The sequence below is a fragment of the Faecalicoccus pleomorphus DSM 20574 genome (genome assembly GCF_000420345.1).
Lineage (GTDB): Bacteria > Bacillota_I > Bacilli_A > Erysipelotrichales > Erysipelotrichaceae > Faecalicoccus > Faecalicoccus pleomorphus.
In genome coordinates this window covers 1-20,995 of record NZ_ATUT01000023.1, presented here as the reverse complement: position 1 = coordinate 20,995, position 20,995 = coordinate 1, and the positions used below count along the sequence as shown (strand labels likewise).

General features: G+C 38.2%; 20 protein-coding genes and 7 tRNA genes. 21 read left to right on the top strand and 6 right to left on the bottom strand.

Translation table 11 applies throughout. The features are described from left to right. The first annotated feature begins 4 nt into the window (after positions 1-4). The gene (gene pstB, locus G413_RS0109100; RefSeq protein ID WP_027969148.1) at positions 5-760 is read left to right on the top strand and encodes a phosphate ABC transporter ATP-binding protein PstB; all 756 of its coding nucleotides are present in this window, start codon (positions 5-7) and stop codon (positions 758-760) included. Then, positions 760-1,416: a phosphate signaling complex protein PhoU gene (phoU, locus tag G413_RS0109095; protein ID WP_022790573.1), complete on the top strand. Its 657-nt coding sequence runs from the start codon at positions 760-762 to the stop codon at positions 1,414-1,416. Before pstB ends, phoU begins: the two co-directional genes overlap by 1 nt. 114 nt (positions 1,417-1,530) lie before the next feature. On the opposite strand, the gene G413_RS0109085 is transcribed toward phoU, so the two are convergent. The 3 genes from G413_RS0109085 to G413_RS11410 form a co-directional block, all read right to left on the bottom strand. Next, positions 1,531-2,871 carry an ATP-binding protein gene (locus G413_RS0109085; RefSeq protein WP_022790571.1) on the bottom strand — a complete coding sequence of 447 codons (1,341 nt, stop codon included), beginning with the start codon at positions 2,869-2,871 and terminating at the stop codon, positions 1,531-1,533. Between the two features lie 173 nt (positions 2,872-3,044). Next, on the bottom strand, positions 3,045-3,461 hold the full coding sequence (locus tag G413_RS0109080; protein WP_022790570.1) for an Hsp20/alpha crystallin family protein: 417 nt from the start codon (positions 3,459-3,461) through the stop codon (positions 3,045-3,047). 158 nt (positions 3,462-3,619) lie between these two features. Continuing rightward, positions 3,620-4,336 (bottom strand): EcsC family protein, encoded by a 717-nt coding sequence (locus G413_RS11410; protein WP_022790569.1) that lies wholly within the window; start codon positions 4,334-4,336, stop codon positions 3,620-3,622. A 131-nt stretch (positions 4,337-4,467) separates the two neighbouring features. Here G413_RS11410 and G413_RS0109070 point away from each other — a divergent pair, with 131 nt between their 5' ends. The 7 genes from G413_RS0109070 to G413_RS0109040 all read left to right on the top strand — a co-directional run bounded on the left by G413_RS0109070 (position 4,468) and on the right by G413_RS0109040 (position 11,396). Further along, complete coding sequence (locus G413_RS0109070) at positions 4,468-5,568, top strand: ABC transporter substrate-binding protein (protein ID WP_022790568.1); 1,101 nt, start codon at positions 4,468-4,470, stop codon at positions 5,566-5,568. Then, entirely contained in the window at positions 5,558-6,394 is an 837-nt protein-coding gene (locus G413_RS0109065; RefSeq protein ID WP_022790567.1) for an alkaline phosphatase family protein, read from the top strand. Before G413_RS0109070 ends, G413_RS0109065 begins: the two co-directional genes overlap by 11 nt. Beyond that, on the top strand, positions 6,369-7,217 hold the full coding sequence (locus G413_RS0109060) for an ABC transporter permease (protein ID WP_022790566.1): 849 nt from the start codon (positions 6,369-6,371) through the stop codon (positions 7,215-7,217). The genes G413_RS0109065 and G413_RS0109060 overlap by 26 nt, the downstream gene beginning before the upstream one ends. Further along, positions 7,214-8,020, top strand: coding sequence for an ABC transporter permease (locus G413_RS0109055; RefSeq protein ID WP_022790565.1), 807 nt, complete (start codon positions 7,214-7,216; stop codon positions 8,018-8,020). The genes G413_RS0109060 and G413_RS0109055 overlap by 4 nt, the downstream gene beginning before the upstream one ends. Further along, the gene (locus G413_RS0109050) at positions 8,020-9,039 is read left to right on the top strand and encodes an ABC transporter ATP-binding protein (protein ID WP_022790564.1); all 1,020 of its coding nucleotides are present in this window, start codon (positions 8,020-8,022) and stop codon (positions 9,037-9,039) included. Before G413_RS0109055 ends, G413_RS0109050 begins: the two co-directional genes overlap by 1 nt. Before the next feature lie 85 nt (positions 9,040-9,124). Further along, positions 9,125-9,829, top strand: coding sequence for an ABC transporter ATP-binding protein (locus G413_RS0109045; protein ID WP_022790563.1), 705 nt, complete (start codon positions 9,125-9,127; stop codon positions 9,827-9,829). Then, on the top strand, positions 9,822-11,396 hold the full coding sequence (locus G413_RS0109040) for a hypothetical protein (RefSeq protein WP_022790562.1): 1,575 nt from the start codon (positions 9,822-9,824) through the stop codon (positions 11,394-11,396). The genes G413_RS0109045 and G413_RS0109040 overlap by 8 nt, the downstream gene beginning before the upstream one ends. A gap of 31 nt (positions 11,397-11,427) precedes the next feature. Here the strand turns inward: G413_RS0109040 and G413_RS0109035 are convergent, their stop codons facing one another. Beyond that, on the bottom strand, positions 11,428-11,793 hold the full coding sequence (locus G413_RS0109035) for a hypothetical protein (RefSeq protein WP_022790561.1): 366 nt from the start codon (positions 11,791-11,793) through the stop codon (positions 11,428-11,430). Positions 11,794-11,997: 204 nt separating this feature from the next. On the opposite strand from G413_RS0109035, the gene G413_RS0109030 reads away from it, so the two are divergent. The 12 genes from G413_RS0109030 to G413_RS11840 all read left to right on the top strand — a co-directional run bounded on the left by G413_RS0109030 (position 11,998) and on the right by G413_RS11840 (position 19,318). Continuing rightward, a complete protein-coding gene (locus G413_RS0109030) occupies positions 11,998-13,107 on the top strand; it encodes a M56 family metallopeptidase (RefSeq protein WP_022790560.1) in 1,110 nt (369 codons plus the stop codon). 142 nt (positions 13,108-13,249) lie between these two features. Then, a tRNA-Arg gene (locus tag G413_RS0109025) sits at positions 13,250-13,326 on the top strand. A 12-nt stretch (positions 13,327-13,338) separates the two neighbouring features. Beyond that, a tRNA-Pro gene (locus G413_RS0109020) sits at positions 13,339-13,415 on the top strand. 14 nt (positions 13,416-13,429) lie between these two features. Beyond that, a tRNA-Met gene (locus G413_RS0109015) sits at positions 13,430-13,506 on the top strand. Positions 13,507-13,517: 11 nt separating this feature from the next. Continuing rightward, positions 13,518-13,594: transfer RNA gene (locus G413_RS0109010), tRNA-Ile, on the top strand. Positions 13,595-13,608: 14 nt separating this feature from the next. Next, positions 13,609-13,699: transfer RNA gene (locus tag G413_RS0109005), tRNA-Ser, on the top strand. 20 nt (positions 13,700-13,719) lie between these two features. Further along, positions 13,720-13,796 (top strand) — tRNA-Met (locus G413_RS0109000). Positions 13,797-13,799: 3 nt separating this feature from the next. Then, positions 13,800-13,875: transfer RNA gene (locus G413_RS0108995), tRNA-Phe, on the top strand. Between the two features lie 271 nt (positions 13,876-14,146). Beyond that, a complete protein-coding gene (locus G413_RS0108990; protein WP_022790559.1) occupies positions 14,147-15,484 on the top strand; it encodes an MFS transporter in 1,338 nt (445 codons plus the stop codon). Further along, entirely contained in the window at positions 15,481-16,752 is a 1,272-nt protein-coding gene (locus G413_RS0108985; RefSeq protein WP_022790558.1) for an MFS transporter, read from the top strand. Before G413_RS0108990 ends, G413_RS0108985 begins: the two co-directional genes overlap by 4 nt. A gap of 7 nt (positions 16,753-16,759) precedes the next feature. After that, positions 16,760-18,547 (top strand): CocE/NonD family hydrolase, encoded by a 1,788-nt coding sequence (locus G413_RS0108980; RefSeq protein ID WP_022790557.1) that lies wholly within the window; start codon positions 16,760-16,762, stop codon positions 18,545-18,547. 189 nt (positions 18,548-18,736) lie between these two features. Further along, a complete protein-coding gene (locus G413_RS11840) occupies positions 18,737-19,318 on the top strand; it encodes a helix-turn-helix transcriptional regulator (protein ID WP_022790556.1) in 582 nt (193 codons plus the stop codon). Positions 19,319-20,428: 1,110 nt separating this feature from the next. Here G413_RS11840 and G413_RS12510 read toward each other — a convergent pair. Together G413_RS12510 and G413_RS11400 are read right to left on the bottom strand one after the other, a co-directional pair. Next, a complete protein-coding gene (locus G413_RS12510; RefSeq protein ID WP_022790554.1) occupies positions 20,429-20,557 on the bottom strand; it encodes a hypothetical protein in 129 nt (42 codons plus the stop codon). Between the two features lie 166 nt (positions 20,558-20,723). Continuing rightward, positions 20,724-20,995, bottom strand: a 272-nt coding sequence (locus tag G413_RS11400) for a transposase (protein ID WP_022790553.1), incomplete at its 5' end; no start/stop codon positions are given.

Below are 20,995 nucleotides of genomic sequence, written 5' to 3'. Positions count from 1 at the left end.
AAGTATGAATGAAGTCAAACTGTCAATACAGGATGTAAACTTGTACTATGGAGATTTTCATGCGCTGCACGGAATCTCTATGGATATCAAAGCCAATGAGATCACCAGTTTTATCGGACCGAGTGGTTGTGGAAAAAGTACGCTTTTAAAATCAATCAATCGTATGAACGACCTGGTGGAAGGCTGTAAGATTACCGGTAAGTTTTTACTAGATGGTCAGGATGTCTATAAAGATATTGAAGTGAATACACTGCGAAAAAGAGTCGGTATGGTTTTCCAGAAACCGAATCCATTTCCTATGAGCGTGTATGACAATATTGCCTATGGACCAAGAACACATGGCGTAAAGCGTAAAGCCGATCTGGATCGAATCGTAGAAGAAGCTTTGCGAGATGCGGCCATCTGGGACGAATTGAAAGATCGTTTGGGAAAAAGTGCGCTGGGATTATCCGGAGGACAGCAGCAGCGTTTGTGCATTGCCCGTGCGCTGGCAGTTAAACCGGAAGTGCTTTTGATGGATGAGCCAACCAGTGCGTTAGACCCGATCTCGACTGGAAAAATCGAAGAGTTGACGTTAAAATTAAAGAAAGATTATACGATCGTCATTGTTACGCATAATATGCAGCAGGCTATGCGTATCAGTGATAAAACAGCCTTCTTCCTATTAGGAGATTTGATCGAATATGGAAGTACGGAAATGATGTTTTCTACGCCAAAGGAAAAGAAGACGGAAGATTATATTACAGGGAGGTTTGGATAATGGTTATTCAGACAAAATTTTTAAAGCAGTTGCAGCAGTTAGAGTTGAAGATGACCGAAATGGGACAAAGTTGTTTGAAGGGATTGTCTTTGTGCAAGCATTCTTTATATGATGGCGATAAGGTTCTGACACAGGAAGTGGATGAACTGCATGAAGAAGTATCGACATTGAGTCGTGATTGTGACCAAAACTGCATGCGTATCTTGTTGTTGCAGGCGCCGGTTGCCAAAGACTTACGTCGTATTACGGTAGCTACGAACACTGTGCGCGATTTAACACGTATCATGGATCAGGAAAAGGAAGTGGCTTCTTTAATTCGGGAAATGGATCACAGTGCCAACAGTGAGATTCATGATTCTATTGCCGAATTGTTCATGGTGGCCAAGGGCATGATTTCCAATGCGTTAAATGCCTATATGAGCCGAGATGAACAAGTTGCGCAGGATGTGATCAAAATGGATGATAAAGCCGATGCCGCTTATCTGGCAACCAAGAATTTTTATACAGATAAACTGGCTGCCAAGGTGGATGATCCGGGAAATCTTGTCAATTTGTTGTTGGTTGGAAAATATTTAGAGCGTATTTGCGACCATGCCGGAAATATTGCACGCTGGGTGTTGTATCAAAAATCTGGTATATTGGAATCAGAAGACTAAAAAATCAATTTGTTCATGTTTAAAGATGTCTGTTGCGGGCATCTTTTTTTGTATAGGAAAAAGGGGCTATGATATTAAAAAAGCCCCTTTTGATAAAAGATATAAAGTTTTTGCTTAAACGCTTTTTTCTTTTAAAGCTAATTCAATGAGATGATCTGTTTGACCAGCCATAAAAAGTGGAATGTTTAAAACATCGTCATCTAATTTAAGATTGTCTAATGAATATCGAATACGAAGTTTAACTTTATCCGGAAAAAGCTCTTTAAATTTCTTTAGGCTTTTACTGGTGGTATTGGATTCTGATTTCACTTCAATCGGAAAGATATCGTTATCTCGTTGAATCAAAAAATCAACTTCATAAGGAGGATTTGCTTGTGACCAATATCGAGGTGTTACTTCAAATTGCGTCATTAGAGTTTGCAGAACAAAGTTTTCCGTTAAAGCACCTTTAAATTCAGTAAACAAGCGATTTCCTTCGCCAAAGGCTGTGGGGGCCAGCTTGGCTAATCGACGAAGGAGTCCCACATCAACCAGATAAATCTTGAATGCGGATAAGTCATCATAGGCGCTTATCGGAAGACCGGGTGATGTACTACGATAGATTTTATGTACTAATCTTGCATCAATGAGCCACTGCAGTGCATCTTCGTACTCACGTGCCCTGGCTCCGGTTTTCACAACTTTATAAAGAAATTTCTTATTTTCCTTTGCCAATTGAGAAGGAATAGAATTCCAAATCATAGAAATTTTTGGAAATTCATTAACGTTGGGATGCTTGGCAAAATCACGCTCATAGGCCTCGATAATATTGGATAAAGTTTCCTGCATCACATTCACATCCCGTGCTTCCGTCCATATCCGTACTGGTTCAGGCATTCCACCTGTGACATAGTACATTTTTAACTTTTCATAAAGAGGGTTAAAAAAGGCATCTGGTATGGGTTCAATCGTATCGATCGTTTGTATGTATTCAGATAAATTGGAGTCACCATTTGCAATTAAAAACTCTTCGAAAGTCATAGGATCAACCTGCATGAAATTGACCTTGCCTACAGGAAAAGAAGAGGGTTTGGCTAATGCGATTCCTAATAAGGAACCGGCACAGGCAATGTGATACTCCGGTGCATTTTCGCAAAAATATTTCATGGAGTTAATCACATTGGGACAATCTTGGACTTCATCAAAAATAATCAATGTTTTTTTTGGTGATATTGTCTGAGAGCTGGCCATGGATAAATTCTGTAAGATGCGGTTTACATTTTTTGTAGTATCAAAGAATTGTTTATATTCTTCATTCTCATCAAAGTTAAAATAGGCAACATTATCATAATAAAGGCGACCAAATTCTTTTAAGATCCATGTTTTACCAACTTGACGAACCCCTTTTACAATCAGTGGCTTTCGATAGGGTGATGTTTTCCAAGCCAATAGTTTTTTTAAGAGAAAACGTTCCATAACTATCATCCTCACATTTTTATTAATAATTTTGTGATTACAATCACACTTTTATTATATTTTAAAGATAAATAATATTCAATCACGTAATTATATATATTTATGTGATTACAATCACATTTTTATAGATTTTTTATGAACAAAAAAAGAGGTGCTTATGCACCTGGAAACTTCTATTCGATTGGAATATATTTCTTTTCCTCGACTTGTTTTGGCGTATTACTTGGGAAAGTGATCTTTAATTCACCATTGTCAAAGTTAGCCTTGATGTCTTCTTCTTTAATGTTTTCACCAACATAGAAACTACGCGAACAAGAACCGGTAAAACGTTCCTGACGAATGATCTTTCCATCTTTGTCTTTTTCTTCATTGTTGGTGTTACGATTGGCGGTAATCTTCAAATAACCATCTTTTAACTCCAACTGAATATCTTCTTTTTTAATACCCGGAACTTCCATGCTTAATTCGTAATTGCCGTTCTTTTCGCAAATGTCTGTCTTCATCAATTGAGACGAAGTCGTTAAACCAAAATCATCATCAAAGAAATCATCAAACAAATCAAATGATCTAAAACCTGGATAGAATTTCATATACATCGCCTCCATTTTTTCCTATGCGGTTGTTTACGCAGCCGTTGTTCATGAAATTTCTTCCTCATCAGGTTCCTTACCCTGATTACACTTATTATTATAGTCAAAAATTTAGCACTGTAAATAGTAAAGTGCTAAAAATTTTAGTTTTTTTGTTTTTAATGTTGTTTTTGTTCAACATTATGATAAAATTTTCGCTTTTCGTATTGAATTTGTGTATATTCACTTAATCGACGCATATATAAGGCATCATAGACACCGGTTGCAGAACCAACTAAAGGGATTCCCTGTACAAACTTTAAGGCCAAAAGTGTATGTGACATCATGGAAGCAGTACACTTTATTTCCTCTTCTAACTTGAGGTGCTGTCGATGGTTGAGTTTATGATAAACGTTGAATAGCTCATCGCCGGAACAGAAGGTTCCCTGCAATAGAAGAAGAATAAAGATCTTTTCTTGAGAGGTTTCATAAGAAAAGCCATTTTGCAGGGCAATCTGATACAGATTGCGAAATAACAGTGCTGTATATAAAAAGATATCCGGTAAACCTATACCTAAAAGTCCAAGACCTACACCACTGATTCCGGCGCCCAGAATATGGTGCTTGGCAATTCTTTTTGTGTTTTTATGATTACGTTTCCATGTTGTTTGTTGAAACGTATCTTTATCGTATGTCTTTTCAATCCAGGACACGCCTTTGGAAAAGATCAGATCAAAGGCTTTGATAAAAGCGGACTGCAAAGTCGATTGTAGCTTTTTTGGAACTTTTTGAGCAAATTTCTGTTCGATCCAAGGCTCTTTTTTCTTGGCATACTTATGAAGATAACGCCTTTCTTTTCTTTCAATTTTATAAATTCGAAGCTTTTGTTTCCACATAATTGTATTGTAGGCAAAAGCTTTTCATTTTACAAATTGTTAATAATATATTGCACAGTTTTAACGTTGTCATGATTCGCATTTAATGCTTATCGTTTATTCTAAATACTGTCGGAATAAGGAGGAGAACAATGAACTCGAAGATTTTAAGAGGCTCTTTGTGTGCCGCTTTAGCTTGTTCTTTATTAGCTGGGTGTGCGGAAGAAGGGCAGACAGAAACAGTAGATTTAAATGCGATGAGCTTTGATGAAATTGCCGAAAAGGCAAAAGAAGATGGAGAAGTAAACTCTGTAGGTATGCCGGATACATGGGCAAACTGGGGAGAAACATGGACAGAAATTGAAGAAAAATATGGTATCAAACATACCGATACAGATATGTCCAGTGCGGAAGAAATTGCCTTGTTTGCCAATGAAGCAAACGATGCGACCAAAGAAATCGGTGATGTGGGACAGTCTTTTGGTCCGGTAGCCGAAGAACAGGGTGTCACTTTACCTTATAAAACATCTTATTGGGATTCTGTTCCGGATTGGGCTAAAGACGATGATGGTGACTGGATTATCGGTTATTATGGAACCATTACCTTTATCACTAATAAAAATCTTGTAGAAGAAGCTCCAACAAGCTGGCAGGATGTTTTGGAAGGTGATTATACATTAACAATTGGTGACGTTTCCGTAGCTACACAGGCACAGAGTGGTCTGCTAAGTGCAGCTATTGCGTTTGGTGGTGATGAAAGCAACATTCAACCAGGTCTTGATTTCTTTAAGACATTGGCCGAAGAAGGACGTTTGGACATGGGAGATACCAGTGTGGCACGTCTTGAAAAAGGGGAAATTGAAGTTGCTGTATTATGGGATTACAACTCTTTAGGATATCGTTCTCAGATCATGGAAAATAACCCGGATGCCAACTTTGAAGTATCTGTTCCAAGCGATGGAGCCATTCAGAGTGGATATTGTACGATCATCAACAAATATACAAAGCGTCCGTATGCTGCAGCGGTAGCGCGTGAATTTATCTTGTCCGACGAAGGACAGATCAATCTTGCTAAAGGATATGCCCGTCCGATTCGTGATGATGTTGAACTTCCAGAAGATGTAAAGGCCAACTTGTTGCCGGATGATCAATACACCAATGCTCGCTTTATTGAAGATCAGGAAGCTTGGGATAAAGCTGTTGCCGATCTGTCCAGCTCCTGGCAGGAAGAAGTAGTAGCTTATGCCCAATAAAGCAGTCTTTGTTTTATTGGATGGATTACAAAGTCAATATGCCAGAGAACATTTAGGGTATCTGGAACATTGTGTTGAAAAACAAAAAGCGGCGAAATATGAAGTGCTGGGAGAGCTTCCCAGCGCTTCTCGTCCGATGTATGAAACGATCTTTACCGGTGTCAGTGCTTTAGAGCATGGTATTACCAATAATGGGATCGTTCGTTTATCGAATCAGAAGCATTTGTTTCAAATGTTGAAAAATGCGCATAAAAAAAGCCTTGTGTTTGCGTATTACTGGATCAGTGAATTGTATCTTTCAGCGCCGTTTGATAAGGACAAAGATATGCTTCATGAAGATTCAAACTCTTGTATCGATAGAGGCTTTTTTTACTACGGAGATACATTTCCGGATTCTCACTTATATTCGATGGCTGCGCAGTTTATGAAGCAGGATACCTATGACTTTGTATTGATCCATCCGATGGGTATCGATGATGCCGGCCATAAGTTTGGCGCCGGTTCTAAAGAATATAGTCAGGCTGTGATTCAAAATGACAAGCTGTTATCCACATACATTCCGATGTGGTTAGATCAGGGCTATAGCGTTGTAGTAGCAGCTGATCATGGCATGAGTGAGCAGGGCTATCATGGTGGAAACAGCAACAGTCAAAGAAATACCGCATTGTATATTATAGACCCTCGTGTACAGCCCGGCTTTTCAAAGAAACAGCTGACGACCTTGGAAATGGCTCCATTATTATGTTTTGTATTAGGCATCGAAGCATCTGAAAAGATGAAAGAGTTGGAGGTGGATTTGTATGACAAAGACAAAAAAGAACAGTAAAGTCTATTTACTGGCTTTGGTTCCGTTTTTTGTGATCACATTCTTATTTGAGATTCTTCCTTTGATCAATATTGTCATTAAAAGCTTTACTCCAACCGGTGGCGGTGGCTTTACACTGGAGCATTTTGTGAAGATTTTTTCCACAAGACTTTACCAACAGTCCATTTGGAACAGTATTTGGATTTCTGTGGTATCGGCCTTGGCCGGTATCGTGATTGCGTTTTTGGCGGCAAAGGCAGCTAATGCGGCCAGCCCCAAGGTTCGCAATATTTTTACCAGTGTGTTAAACATCACCAGTAATTTTGCCGGTGTCCCTTTGGCTTTTGCGTTTATGATTCTTTTAGGGAATGTGGGAATCTTAACTTTGATTGGAAAAAATTATGGCATCGGTTTTCTGGCTGATTTTGATCTCTATACGATCAATGGTCTGCTTCTGACGTATATTTATTTTCAGATTCCTATGGCTACTTTATTGATGCTTCCGATTTTTGGCGGTTTGAAAAAAGAATGGAGAGAAGCGGTTGGACTCCTTGGAGGAAATAGTTTTCACTATTGGTTCAAGGTGGCCATTCCTTCTTTACTGCCAAGTATTTTAGGAACCTTCTCGGTGTTATTTGCCAATTCATTGGCTGCCTATGGTACGGCCTATGCTCTTTTAAGCAACAACATTGCGCTTTTACCGATTCGTATTTCGCAACAATATGTAGGGGAAGTCGTACAAAATCAAGAGTTTGGTTGTGCTTTGGCACTTGTCATGATGATCTTGATGGTCATTTCCATTTTAATCACCAATAAATTTCAGAAACGAGGTGCAAACGCATGAAGATAAAAACACATTTGTGGGATGGCTTGATCTTGTTTCTGGTTGCTGCCTTTTTGATCCTGCCACTGGCTTTGACGTTTTTCTATTCGGTCTTTACCGAATGGATGGATATATTGCCGACCGGATTTACCCTGAGCTTTTATGCCGGCATTTTTTCCGATGGCGCCTTTATCAATTCCTTACTTAGATCCATTGTGATTTCTATCGTGCCGGTTGTGATCTGTACGATTGCGATCTTATTAGTTTTGTATGTGATCACTTTGTATGTACCAAAGCTGGAAAAATATATTGAAATCCTTTGTAATATCCCGTATGCGATTCAGGGGGTCATCTTAGCGGCCGGTATCATTTCATTGTATTCGGGTAAACCGGGCTTTCTTTCGAACCGTATTTTCTTATTGGTGGGTGCTTACTGTATCATTATTTTGCCATATGTATTCCGTGGCTTGAAAAATATGATCGGTGCTTTGAATGTACGTTGTGTGATCGAAGCGGCACAGGTTTTGGGCTGCTCCAAACTGCATGCCTTTTTTACCATCGTGATTCCACAGATGAAGCGAGGCATTATATCTACGATGATGTTGGCATTTACGATGATCTTTGCGGATTTCGTTGTTGTCAACATGATTGCCGGCAGTGCCTTTAGAACCGCAGGAATCTATCTGTACCAGACAATGTCTAAATCAGGACAGACATCGAGTGCAATCATTGTGATCTTATTTATCACAACGTTGTTGATTTCTACATTGACATTGATGATTCAAAACAAAGCAATCAAATCAACGAAAGGGAGGAAAGCATAATGGCTTATATTGAGTTTCGAGGCATCTGTAAAAGCTATGATGGTGTTAACCAGGTGTTAAAAAGTATCGATCTGGATGTCGAAAAAGGAGAGCTTGTCACTTTATTGGGACCAAGCGGCTGTGGCAAATCAACCTTGCTTCGCTCTTTGGCAGGATTGGAAGATATCAGTTCCGGTCAGATCATTTTGGATGGGGAAGATATCACGAATACGCCGGTACAAAAACGAGGTATTGGAATGGTCTTTCAACAGTATTCTTTATTTCAGAATATGAATGTTGAAGATAATATTGCCTTTGGTTTAAAAATTGCCAAAATGGATAAAAACGAAATTGATAAAAAGGTCAAAGCGGCGATTGAAATGGTGGATTTGTATGGTAAGGAAAAAAGTTATCCCAGCCAATTATCCGGTGGCCAGCAGCAGCGTGTGGCGATTGCCCGTGCTATTGTGATGGAGCCTAAAGTTCTGCTGCTCGATGAACCGTTAAGCGCCATTGATGCCAAGCTAAGACGAGAGTTGCAGGAAAAGATCAAACGGGTACAAAAGGAATTAAAAATCACAACGATCTTTGTCACACACGATCAGGATGAGGCAATGATCATGTCGGATAAGATCCACCTGATGAATCAGGGGGTTATCGAACAAAGTGGCAAACCGGTACAGCTTTATACCCATCCGGTATCGAAGTTTGCGGCCGAATTCATCGGGCATTATAATATTTTGACACCGGTGGATTTGACGGCTTTCTTTCCGGAAAAACGCTATCCGGGCAATTACTATGCGATTCGACCGGAAACATTTATGTTGTCAAAAGAACCGATCGAAGATCCGGCTTATTTGACATTTGATGCCAAGGTCGTGGACTTCATTTCACGAGGCAATGTTCTACGCTATACCTTACAGTGTAAGGATGTAGTGTTTACATCAGAAGTTCTTTTTAGAAGTTTTGCCCTGTTTGAACCGGGAGCTACGGTCCATGTCGGTATCGAAGAACATAACTTATTACGTTTGAATGACTAGCGAAAGCTAGTTATTTTTTTGAAATGGGGGTGTATGTTAAAGATAGTTTCGTTATGTTAATATAATTGCATAAGTGAGGAATGCTATGGAATTACAAATTGAACATTTAAAAAAGAGCTTTGAAGAAAAAGAGGTTCTTAAAGACATCACGTTTACTTTTCAACCCGGTAAGATCTATGGCTTATTAGGAAGAAACGGGGCCGGAAAGACGACGTTGTTTAACTGCTTAAACCAGGATATTTCTGCGGATGCGGGAAGATTTTTCCTGCGGGATAAAGATTCAGAACAGCCTTTGGGGATGGAAGATATCGGCTATGTTTTATCGACACCACAGGTGCCGGAATTTTTGACCGCTCGGGAATTTTTAAAATTTTTTGTGGAGATCAATGTGGCATCCATTCCCAATACAATGGATCTGGATGCGTATTTTGATCTTGTGAATTTGGACAAAGAAGATCGAGATCGCCTGTTGAAGGATTTTTCACACGGTATGAAAAATAAGATGCAGATGTTGGTCAATATCATTGCTTCTCCCAAGGTTTTATTGTTGGATGAACCTTTGACCTCTTTAGATGTCGTTGTGGCGGAAGAGATGAAAAACATCCTTCGTGATTTGAAAAAGGATCGAATCTTAATTTTATCGACACATATTATGGAACTGGCTTTTGATCTGTGTGATGAGATTGTTTTGTTGAGTCATGGAAAGTTGGAAGAGATGCCGGAAAAAGAAAGTGAAGCTGAATTGAAAGCGGATATTTTGCGTATCCTGCAAGAGGAAGATCATGCGTAAGGTATTTTGGATCTCTTTTCGATTGCGAATGACGTATCGAATCAACTCCATCTTATATGCGATTCGACAGGTTCCGGGGTTAAAACGAATGTTATCGGTCAGTCTTTATGGAAAGACTGGTTTAAAGATGGTCTTCACGGTATTGGCATTATTGTGGGAAATCGTATCAATTTTCATCAACAAAGGATTGTATGTTGCCATCTGTATTTATTACCCGGTTGTCTTGATGGCATCAAAACAGCCGAGTTTAGCGATCATCCATATTTTTTTCTTTTTCAGCATCGCCGGAGCCATTTCAAACAATACGATGTTTGATCCGACAAAGGATAAATACTATGCGATGATTTCCTTACGGATGGATGCCAAAGCCTATACTTTGACCGATTATGCGTATTCAATGGTCAAGATTCTGGTGGGCATGGGAGTTTCTTTGTGGGTTGTCTGCCTGTGGTGTCCTATTCCATGGTACTATTGTCTGGTCGTTCCTTTTTACATCATCGCGGCTAAAACGATCAGTGCTGCCTGGTCTTTATATCGCTTTGAAACTAAAAAAATTCTTCGCAATGAGAATAGTCCGGTTAAACTGATTTGGACTTTAATTCTGACTTGTTGGGTTTTAGCTTATGGCACACTCTTTGCCGGTTTCTTTTTGCCGGTGATCGTATATCTTGTTTTGATGGTCATGGTGATCGTTATCGGTATCGGTGTCTGTCCTTATGTTTTGAGATTTCAAAGATTTAGAGAAATGTATCGTCTTTTATTACAAAAAGGGCCGGTTCAGATCAAGGCCAGCATGAAGGAAGTGCAGAACAAAAACTCCTGGGATATGATCAGTCAGGATCAAAAGATCACCAGTCAGAAAACAGGTTATGCGTATTTTAATGATTTATTCATCAAGCGGCATAAAAGGATTCTTTGGCGTTCGAGCAAGCGCATGACGTTAATTTGTCTGGGTATTGTAGTATTCACCGGGATATTGGAAGTTTTCTTGGCAGAGGCAAGAGAAGTGGTACAAGGCTTTGTGTTGAACTATCTTCCCTATTTTGTGTTCATCCTGTATTCGTTTAACTCCTCTAAATCCGTCGTGCAGGCGATGTTTCGCAATTGTGATCACAGTATGTTGACCTATTCCTTTTATCGCAGGCCGGATGTGATCTTATCTTTGTTCCGCTTGCGATTACGCTCTTTGATTGTGATCAATTTAATGCCGGCCTTGGTATTAGCCATTGGCCTACCGATCCTTTTGGCAATCAGTCAGGCCGATGAAAGCATTTGGGTTTATCCCATCGTATTTATTTGTATTGTATCGACGAGCATTTTCTTTTCCATTCATTATTTGACAAGTTATTATCTTTTACAGCCATATAATGAATTTACCGAAACCAAGAGCGCAACCTATGGTATCGTCATGTCATTGACCTACATTGTGTGCTTTGCGTTTATCTATATCCATATGAGCACCTATGTCTTTGGAACAATCATGTCACTTTTCTGCATACTCTATATTTTAATTGCGTATAAACTGGTTTATGCGAAAGCTCCGAAAACATTTCGCTTACGTCGATAAAAAAAACGGCAGGACTTGACGTCTTGTCGTTTTATGCTTCTACGACCTTGAACTGCACGGTTTTGATTTCATCCTTATAAGCAATGGAAACTTGATATGTACCACATTCTAAATAGTCTTTTCCTTTAGAAACAACGTTACAGTTTTCATCCAGTGTATATTTTTCACGATCTAATAAAGGTGAGTATAAAATCGCCTTTTTTAAGACTTCGGAAGATACGCTGGAGTCTAAAAAATTCTCTGCTTTCAGATTTACAATTTCCCCTTTTTGATAAACAATGTTCGAACGAACCGGCAAGATATCCGCATGTGAACATGCACTGATAAACAAGCCAAAAATAACAGCCGCCAATGACAGGAGGATAGAACCCCGGATTATGATTTGTTTCCCCTTCATGAATGTAAAACCCCTTAATGATAAATCCCCTTTCGTAGCTGTATTATAGCACAATACGATTGCTGAATTTTATAAAATTTTCTTAATTTTTTTGTGCGATTTAAGAATCAATAGAAAGCCTGTTTTATGTCCTCATGAAATCTTAATGTGCTTTTTCAAAGAATTAGGATATAATAAATTCATAATGGGGGAGGGGATAATTTTATGCATATATCTACTTCTTCGATTTTTATTACTTTATTAATGGCATTGGGGATGATTCTGCTTTTTTATGTTTTGATACAGAGAAAGAAGACACATCTTCTATTTCGGACGGATCTTTTGATATTGTTGGCGATGATCATATGGGGCCGTCTTTTTTTACCGGTAGAATTTCCTTTTACCATAACAATTGCGTTTAGTGCTTTGATGAACCCTTTACAGGCCCTTTTAAACATTGCGGTATTCGGCCATCGGTTTGGCGAAGTGATCATGATTCTATGGTGTGTGGGGATGATAGCTACCGCTCTTCATTCTTTATATATGTTAAAAAGGATGTTTGATCTACAAAAAATCATTCAAAAGAAAAGTGAAGTGTTTCATATTTCTGATTTTATGAAAGTGAATCCAAAAAATGATTATCCGGTTTGGAAGACGGATTTGATCGAAGTTCCTATGGTTTTAGGATGGCAAAAAGTGATCCTGTTACCAAATGCCTCTTATTCACAAAAGGAAATAGAGCACATTTTATCGCATGAGTTGCAGCATATTCTAAATCATGATATATGGATCAAACAGCTGATGAATCTTTTAACGATCGTATATTGGTGGTTTTTACCGGTGTACTGGCTGAAAAATCAAGTTCAGATCGTATTGGAGATGCGTGTAGATGAAAAAGTAACACGTTCTATGACACAGGAGAAAATGTTGGACTATGTTTCAACTTTAGTGGAAATGAACGAGAAGATAACTAAAAATGTGTTACAGAAAAAATTGCGATTTTCATCGAGCTTTTTCTTTGCGGAAAATAGAAATGTTCTATCGTATCGTGTTCAATATCTTTTAGAATCCAAACAGAAGAAAAAGACAAATAAGGGTATTTTACTGTTTTTGTTTATGCTTCCTGTTGTCACAAATCTTGTCATCTTTGAACCTTATCATGAAAATGCTCCCGGAACCGAAGGAACATGGAGCGAGCAAGAAATGCGGGAGCGAGGATATTTGATTCACCATCAAGATGGAACTTATACTTTTTGTATAGATGGGCAGCAGGCCACTATACAAAATATAAAAGACCCCGTTTTTGAAAACATAAAAGTGATAGAGGAAGAATAATGGGTTAAGAAAATGGTTCTGTGAAATCATGGAAGGCATCGTTTTTTGACAGATAGATACGACAATCCGTGTAAAATTTAAAAAAAGGCATTGCAAAAGGGGACAGGCTGTGCTATATTAATTGAGCACTGATTGTGTATGTGCGCCCATAGCTCAATTGGATAGAGCGTTTGACTACGGATCAAAAGGTTGTGGGTTCGACTCCTGCTGGGCGCGCCATTCTTTTGTTTTCGGGACGTAGCACAGCTTGGTAGTGCACTTGATTTGGGATCAAGGGGTCGCAGGTTCAAATCCTGTCGTCCCGACCACTTTCTAAATTTTTGGCTGGGTAGCTTAGTTGGCTAGAGCATCCGGTTCATACCCGGAAGGTCGTGAGTTCGAGTCTCACTCCAGCCACCAACGAGTTTAATGGACCCTTAGCTCAGTTGGTCAGAGCATCCGGCTCATAACCGGCGGGTCGTAGGTTCGAGTCCTACAGGGTCCACCAATTTCAATACAATTGGAGAAGTACCCAAGTGGCTGAAGGGTCCGGTCTTGAAAACCGGTAGGTCGTTAGCGCGGCGCCTGGGTTCGAATCCCAGCTTCTCCGCCATTCAAGTTAATATTTCACATCGCGGGGTAGAGCAGTCTGGTAGCTCGTCGGGCTCATAACCCGGAGGTCGTTGGTTCAAATCCTTCCCCCGCAACCAAATGGTCTCATAGCTCAGTTGGTAGAGCAAAGGACTGAAAATCCTTGTGTCGTTGGTTCGATTCCGACTGAGACCACCACTTGTTAAAATAAGTCTTTATCACATTCGATAAAGGCTTTTTTTGTTTTCAGAGTGTTCAATCGGGAATCTGTGTGAAAAGTATGATTTCTAGATTCAAATTAAGATGGATTTTTCCTTATTATTAAAAATAGATTTGCCCAACTTATTACTTCTTAATTTGGATTTTTTCGATGAAAAATCATTATGAAAATTTATGAAACAAAAATGAAAAAATATTTGATATATTTCTAGTATAAACGTATAATGAAAGCTGTTTTTAGGAGGGTATAATGGAGACAATAAGGGAAAAGAGAAATATTCTTTGCTTCATTATAAGTTATGTCATCAATAATCTGGCAAGTGGTGTTTTATATGATACTTATGTGAATTATTTACAGGAAGTACAAGTCTCGATTGCGACATCTTTCTGGGCTTTTTACGGGTATGCGACATTTATCAGTGCCTTGTTGTTATTGGCTGTACCTAAAATAGGCTATAAAAAACTACTGCTGTTTTGTTCGTTAGGAACATCGTTTGCGTTTTTTGGGGCCATCTTTTTACAATATGACTGGGTACTTTATGCTGCGACATTACTGGCTCTAACAGGTGTACAACTTCATTTTATTATGCTGAGTCCTTTTATCGCCTGTTATACTGAACATCTGGGCCTTAAAAAAATAAATTGGTACACAAGAACGTACTATATGGGATACATTGGTTATTTTATTGCCACTTATTTAGGGGGAGCCTTTGTGGTCAAAGCTTTTTCGGTCGTTTCCGGTATTACGTATTCCGCAGCACAGGAAGCAACGCGATATATTACGCAGTTATCCAATGCCATGTATGCGGATTATATGATGGGGAATGAAATCGTATTATTTCTATTTGGTTGTATTTCTTTGATTTCGTTAATTCCTGTATTGTTTATCAAAGAAAAGAAAGAAGACTTTGTGACGCATGAATTTCAAGATAAAATTTCATGGAAACAGAAAATAAGGGGGATTTCAGAGGTTTTATTAAATCGTTATTCCAGAGCTTATTTATTATATTGGGCTTTGATTTCTTTTGCGATGGGATTGTTTACATCGTATTATACCGTGTATTTGAATCGAAACCTGCATATTGATAAAGCTACATCTTCTTTGACCGTTTCGATTTCGTATATTGCCATTGTGTTATTTATGTTTTTTACACCTAAGTGTGTGAAGAAATTTGGTAAAGTAGGTACGATCTTTTTTACAGTGATGGCTTCTATACCATTTATGATCTTGATCGGATGTGGAAATTATCTGGGGGATTTTGTAGTTCCCGTTGTAGGTGGTGCTTTATTTATTCGAGCCGGTCTTGCCAACTTATCCAGTCCGGTCGATAGTTCCCTGTCGATGGATGTCATTCCTAAATCAATTCGTCCTATTTATACTTCGCTTGTGAATTTCATGGCGGGAATCGTTAGTATTTTAAGTGGTTACTTTACGGGCGGTTACTTATTTCTAGAACAATCTGGCTATCAGAAAGCTTATTTTATTGCCGCCGGACTTTATGCGGTTGCAGGTATAGTTCTTTATAAGGGATTACATTCCTTTAATCATAAAGAAGATCAAATTGTTAAACAGGAGGAGAGTTTATGAAAAACTTATTAGCAAAGCTCGGTTTTGGAGAGAAATTATCCAAAAATATTTGGGCGATTCTTATTGTTGCCTTTAGTGGAGCCATCATATACGGATTGCCATATTTTCGTTTTGATTATTATGATGCCTACTTGGCAACGTATCATTTAACCAATACACAGATGGGCGTTTTCGGTAGCATCTTAGGTGTATTTGGTATGATTTCTTACTTATTCGGAGGGGTTGTCGCCGATCGTTTCTCTACAAGGATGATTTTGACCGTTTCTTTGATTGGAACAGGCCTTGGCGGTTTTGTTCATTTGTTGCCACTTACTTATTACGAACTGGTCGCTTTATATGCTTTCTGGGGAATTTCAAGCTTATTTGCTTTTTGGCCGGCTTGTGTAAAAGCAGTGCGTATTTTGTCGGGATCAGATGATCAAGGAAAAGCGTATGGTTTCTTTGAAGGTGGACGAGGCATTGGCGCGGCTTTGATGGCTATGGGTGCTGTGGTTGCGTTCCGTATTGGGATTGGACAGATCAATGATGAAGTATTAGGCATGAAAACCGTCATCGTGTATTATTCCATTATTACGATTGCCATGGGTATTTTCTGCTTCTTTACGGTAAAAGATGGAAAAATGGAAAAGAGCGATCGTATTTCGTTTAAGGGAATTGGTCAAGTTTTAAAAATGCCTGCGGTTTGGATCATCGGATTTGTGACGTTTTGTAATTATGTATTTACTTTATCTTTGTATTACTTTACACCTTATGCGACATCGATCTTAGGGGCAACAGTTACTTTTGGGGCAACTTTGGCCGCTTTAAAGCGCTGGTTTTCTTTATTTGGAAATGTCGGAGGTGGATTTTTCTCCGATAAATTTGGAACAGGAAATGCGCTTTTGATTTCGTTTGTGATCATGATTTTGGGAACATTAGGCATTTTGATCTTGCCGACACAACCGGATTCAATTTTGATGTTCACGATTTTATTTGTTCTGATTTATATTTTCTACAATGTCAATTATGCGCAGACATGGGCTATGATGGATGAAGGTGGTATCCCTGAAAAATTCTCCGGAACGGCTGCAGGCATTATTTCTACGGTTGGTTATTTACCGGAAATCTTTGTTTCTGTATTAGCGGGTATTATGATCGACCAAAATCCGGGTGTAGATGGATATCGTCAATTTTTCGGTTTCTTGATTGCGATGTTGGCCCTGGGTGCCATCTTTGTTTTGATATGGAAGGCATATTTAAAAAAACATCCAAAAGAAACAAATAAATAGGAGTTTTATGAAAACAATTTTTGAAAAAGTATTTGTGGAAACGCCGGTGGATACTGATGAGGATGGAAAATACGATCTCATTGCGGTGTATATCAAACGACCGCTTTTAGATGAAAAAGTGCCGGCCGTATTCGTGGCGAATCCTTATATGTTACATTGTAATGAAGATTGGTATGAACTTTACGATGTCAATAAAAATATCAAGGCGTATCCGACGCAAAATATTACGGAAAGTGATATTTTGTTTGTTCCCAGAAAACAGCCAATGTATCCTAAAACGAAGTCGCAGGGGAAAGTAAAAACCAATCCGATTCCGGAACCGGATCCAAGTGAATACGAATGTATTTCGGATTTGTATGATCATTTGATTGAAAGAGGATATGCCGGTGTTTTTAGTGCCGGATTGGGAACAAGAGGATCGGATGGTTTGACGCGTACCGGTTCGCAGGAAGAAATTCTTGCGTTTAAATCGGTTATCGATTGGTTGAATGGAAGAGCTCGTGCTTTTGTCGATCGTACAAGACAAATGGAGATCAAAGCGCATTGGTGTACCGGTTCTGTTGCCATGTCAGCTCGTTCTTATTTAGGAACGATGTGTATCGGTGTTGCCACGACCGGCGTTGAAGGGCTGAAAACGATCATTCCGGAAGCCGGTATTTCCAACTGGTATGAATATTATCGGCATAATGGTTTAACATTACCGGCCATGGACTGGCAGGGAGATGACCTAGATATTTTGTCAAAATATTGTTTTTCAAGAGCTCTGGATTCTAAAGATTTTGAAACGATACGTCCTTTATTTGAAAAATCGCAAAAGGAGCTTCAAGAAGGAGAAGACCGGGAATCCGGAAACTACAATCGCTTCTGGGATGAAAGAAACTATCTCAAACATGTCGATCAAATCAAGGCTTCTGTTTTTGTGATACAAGGACTTAATGATTGGAACGTAAAACCGGATCAAGGCATCTTTTTGTTTGAAAAGCTACAGGAATTAGGAAAAGATCGAATGATGTTGTTGCATCAAGGACAACACATATACACATATCACTTAGAAGGCAGTCCGACTTTGTCTTTGATTGATCGATGGCTGGATTATTATTTAAAAGGTATGGCTACCGGCATACAAGATGAGGCAAAGATCTTTGTTGAGAGCAATGTAGATCAGACGGTTTGGATGAAGGAAGAACACTGGCCGCCTAGGCAAATGGAAGTGTATCAAATCAAGGATGCAGGAGTTCAAACGATCATAGATGATCTATCCCAAACAGTGTATGATCGAAAAAAGAAAAATACCAAAGAATGGCTGGATGAACTGGTATTAACACAAAATGCTCATTCGCTCTCTTTTGATTTGGAAACGTTTAAAAAGTCAGTTCGTTTTGCGGGTCGGGGAAAGGTACAGTTTCGTGCCCGTATCAATCAGCCAACCGCCATATTAAGTGCAATGTTGGTTGAAAAGGGAGAACAAAAACGATTAACGTGTCAGCTAGATGGTGATGAGAATCGTTCTTTTCGATTTAAGATGGAACAAAAACCATCCGCTTATTCCGTGATTACGCGAGGATGGATGAATGCACAAAATCGAAATAACAATTATTCAAAAGAAGAGATCGATCCACAGAGTTGGTACACCTATTCCTTTGAGTTTGTATCCAATGATTATACGATTGCACCAGGACATACGTTATCTTTGATCTTGTATGGTATGGATGTAGATCAAACACAGCTTCCATGGGTATCGACAACAATCGAAGTCGATACATCTTCTATCGTTGTAGAATGTCCTGTTAAGTAAGCAGGAAGAAAAAACTGGATATTCATAATTGATGAATGTCTGGAAAAAATAAATTGATGAAATGGAGAGATTCGAAAGTGGATTTCTCCATTTTTTTAAAAGAATTGTAGGAAGACAAGGATTCCCATTTTCTTTGCATGACAGTTGTTTTTTCATATTTTATTATAATGTTGAAAGGGGGCGTGGATCATGACATACCTCAAATCAAATTTACATTATTTACGTTTAAAGAATGGTTTATCACAAAAAGAACTGGCCTCAAAATTGTATATGGCCCATCAGACGATATCCAATCACGAACTAGGAAAATCCGAACCGGATTTAGATGGTATGCAAAAGTATGCGGATTTTTATCAGATTCCATTATCAGATTTGATCGATGTTGATCTTTCCAAAAAGCAGAAAAGTTTCATGGATTTAGGAAATGTGCTGATTAATACACATCGGAAAACCTTTCAAATCTTATCAGGAACGAAAGGAATCTATGTGATAAAGGATGTTTGTAAGTGTCAGATCGTATTTGAAGATGCCAAGTATCATGATGAAGAATATCCGTTTCCTGTGGATCGCAGAGTTTTGGTCACAAATTATAATTTCTGGTGGTTTAATCGAAAAGTATATATTGGTTTAGAAATTGAAATGAAAGATCATAGAAAATTATATGTATATGTTTCGAATGATGCAAAGGTTCAAAATTCGGATTCTTTTAAGAAATACAGGGAGCAGGCAAATCAGATCAAAAAGAAACTGATGAAATATCGTTCGTTTTAATACTTGTATAGATAGATTATGCTAAAGGTTTGTTGTCGAGAAGAGAAACGAATGTTTTTTAATTAGGATATTATTTTGAATATGGAATGGAAAAAACTGTAATACGATGTCTTATGGTTTTTATCAATTCGACAAATTCTGCGATTTAGTATGCCAAAGGCAGGATTAAAAGAAATGAATGATTGTCCAGTGATTCAAGGATAGATATTTTGCGTTCTATCTATGGCATTACTCTTCAGGTGATTATTTGAAAAGTAAATCAGAAAATAAATACAGTAAAAAGGCATTTGAAAATATTAGAGAATTTAGAAGAGCTAAAACTAAAAGAAATTAATGAGTAGATCCCTGAAACAGAATTATTAAAAGAATATCGTTCAAGGATATATTGATATATTAATGATATTAAAAGAGTATATTCTAAATTAAACGAGTAAAACCCCATGGAAGATGAGTGTTTCTATGGGGATTTGTATTAATGAAGATTTAAGCGTTTTAAAACTTTAGATTGCATTTCCTTTTGAACACGCAAGATAGAAAAGGCCTGTTGAATATCGGAAATGGTGCCACTTTCCGGTAAAAGAGAAATTTTTTGAACAAGGTGATCCAATTCACCGGATTTGAGGCCTTAGATGCGACCTTGTTTTCTTTTGATTGAAGGGACGAATATAAAAGATGAGTCTTAGAGATTCCACAAGATGTAGGATCAAACGTAGGTTACCCATCTTTTGATTTTCTAGTGTTACATACTCTAATAGACAATTATTTTTTATCTTTGGGTGATGTAAGCAGATCCAAAAAGAACGAACGGCTATATTATCGTTATAAAGAGATTTTTGAACCCCCGGGAGAATGATTTTTTGATCGGCAATCAATCTATATGCATATTATAGACTTCGACAAGGAAGAGTGTATTTATAGGATTCTTCACCTTGTGCTTCAATAGGAATCAACATAAATTTTGATAGATACAAAGAGTGTTGAACCATATAGATTGAATTATAGACAATTTTAGCTCCAGGAATACGAATATCTTCGAAATCCAGTGTAATAATTTTGGAACTGGAAGAACTTGGTTGAATGAGTGCAGAAATCTCTTCTAAAGAGAGAACTTTAAACTCCTAGACATTGTTGAAGTAGATATGCCTGGATGGGCTTAAAAGAAAGAATGATCTTTGAATATCCATCGATAAAACGTTTTTTGGATTGTACTATCGTTTGTAGTTCATTTAAATTTGTCATTGTTACCTCCACTAACTATATATATATACAAAAAAATTGGAAAAGCATGAAAAATATAAAGAAAAATTTTAATTAGTATACTGCAGGAGGCAAAACACATTCTTTAATAACTTGGATATGGTAGCGTCAAGAATTATGTGTAAAAGTATATCCTTGGTAAAGCAGATTAGCTCTTGAACCAATCTTCTCTAGTTGTTTGTCCAAAACCTCTATGTACGTGATTCATGTTTTTCTCGTTGTAACGATTGAATTGAATCACAAGGTATTTCTCTTCAGATTTTTCCGTTGGAAATTGTTCTTTCTTTTTGAAACTTCGTTTTAATTGTTTATTGTTTCCTTCAATCAGATTTGTTGAATAAATCGTATGCCTAACACTTTCTGGGTAATCATAGAATGTAAACAGATAGTCATTGTTGCTGAGACTTTTCACCATTGATG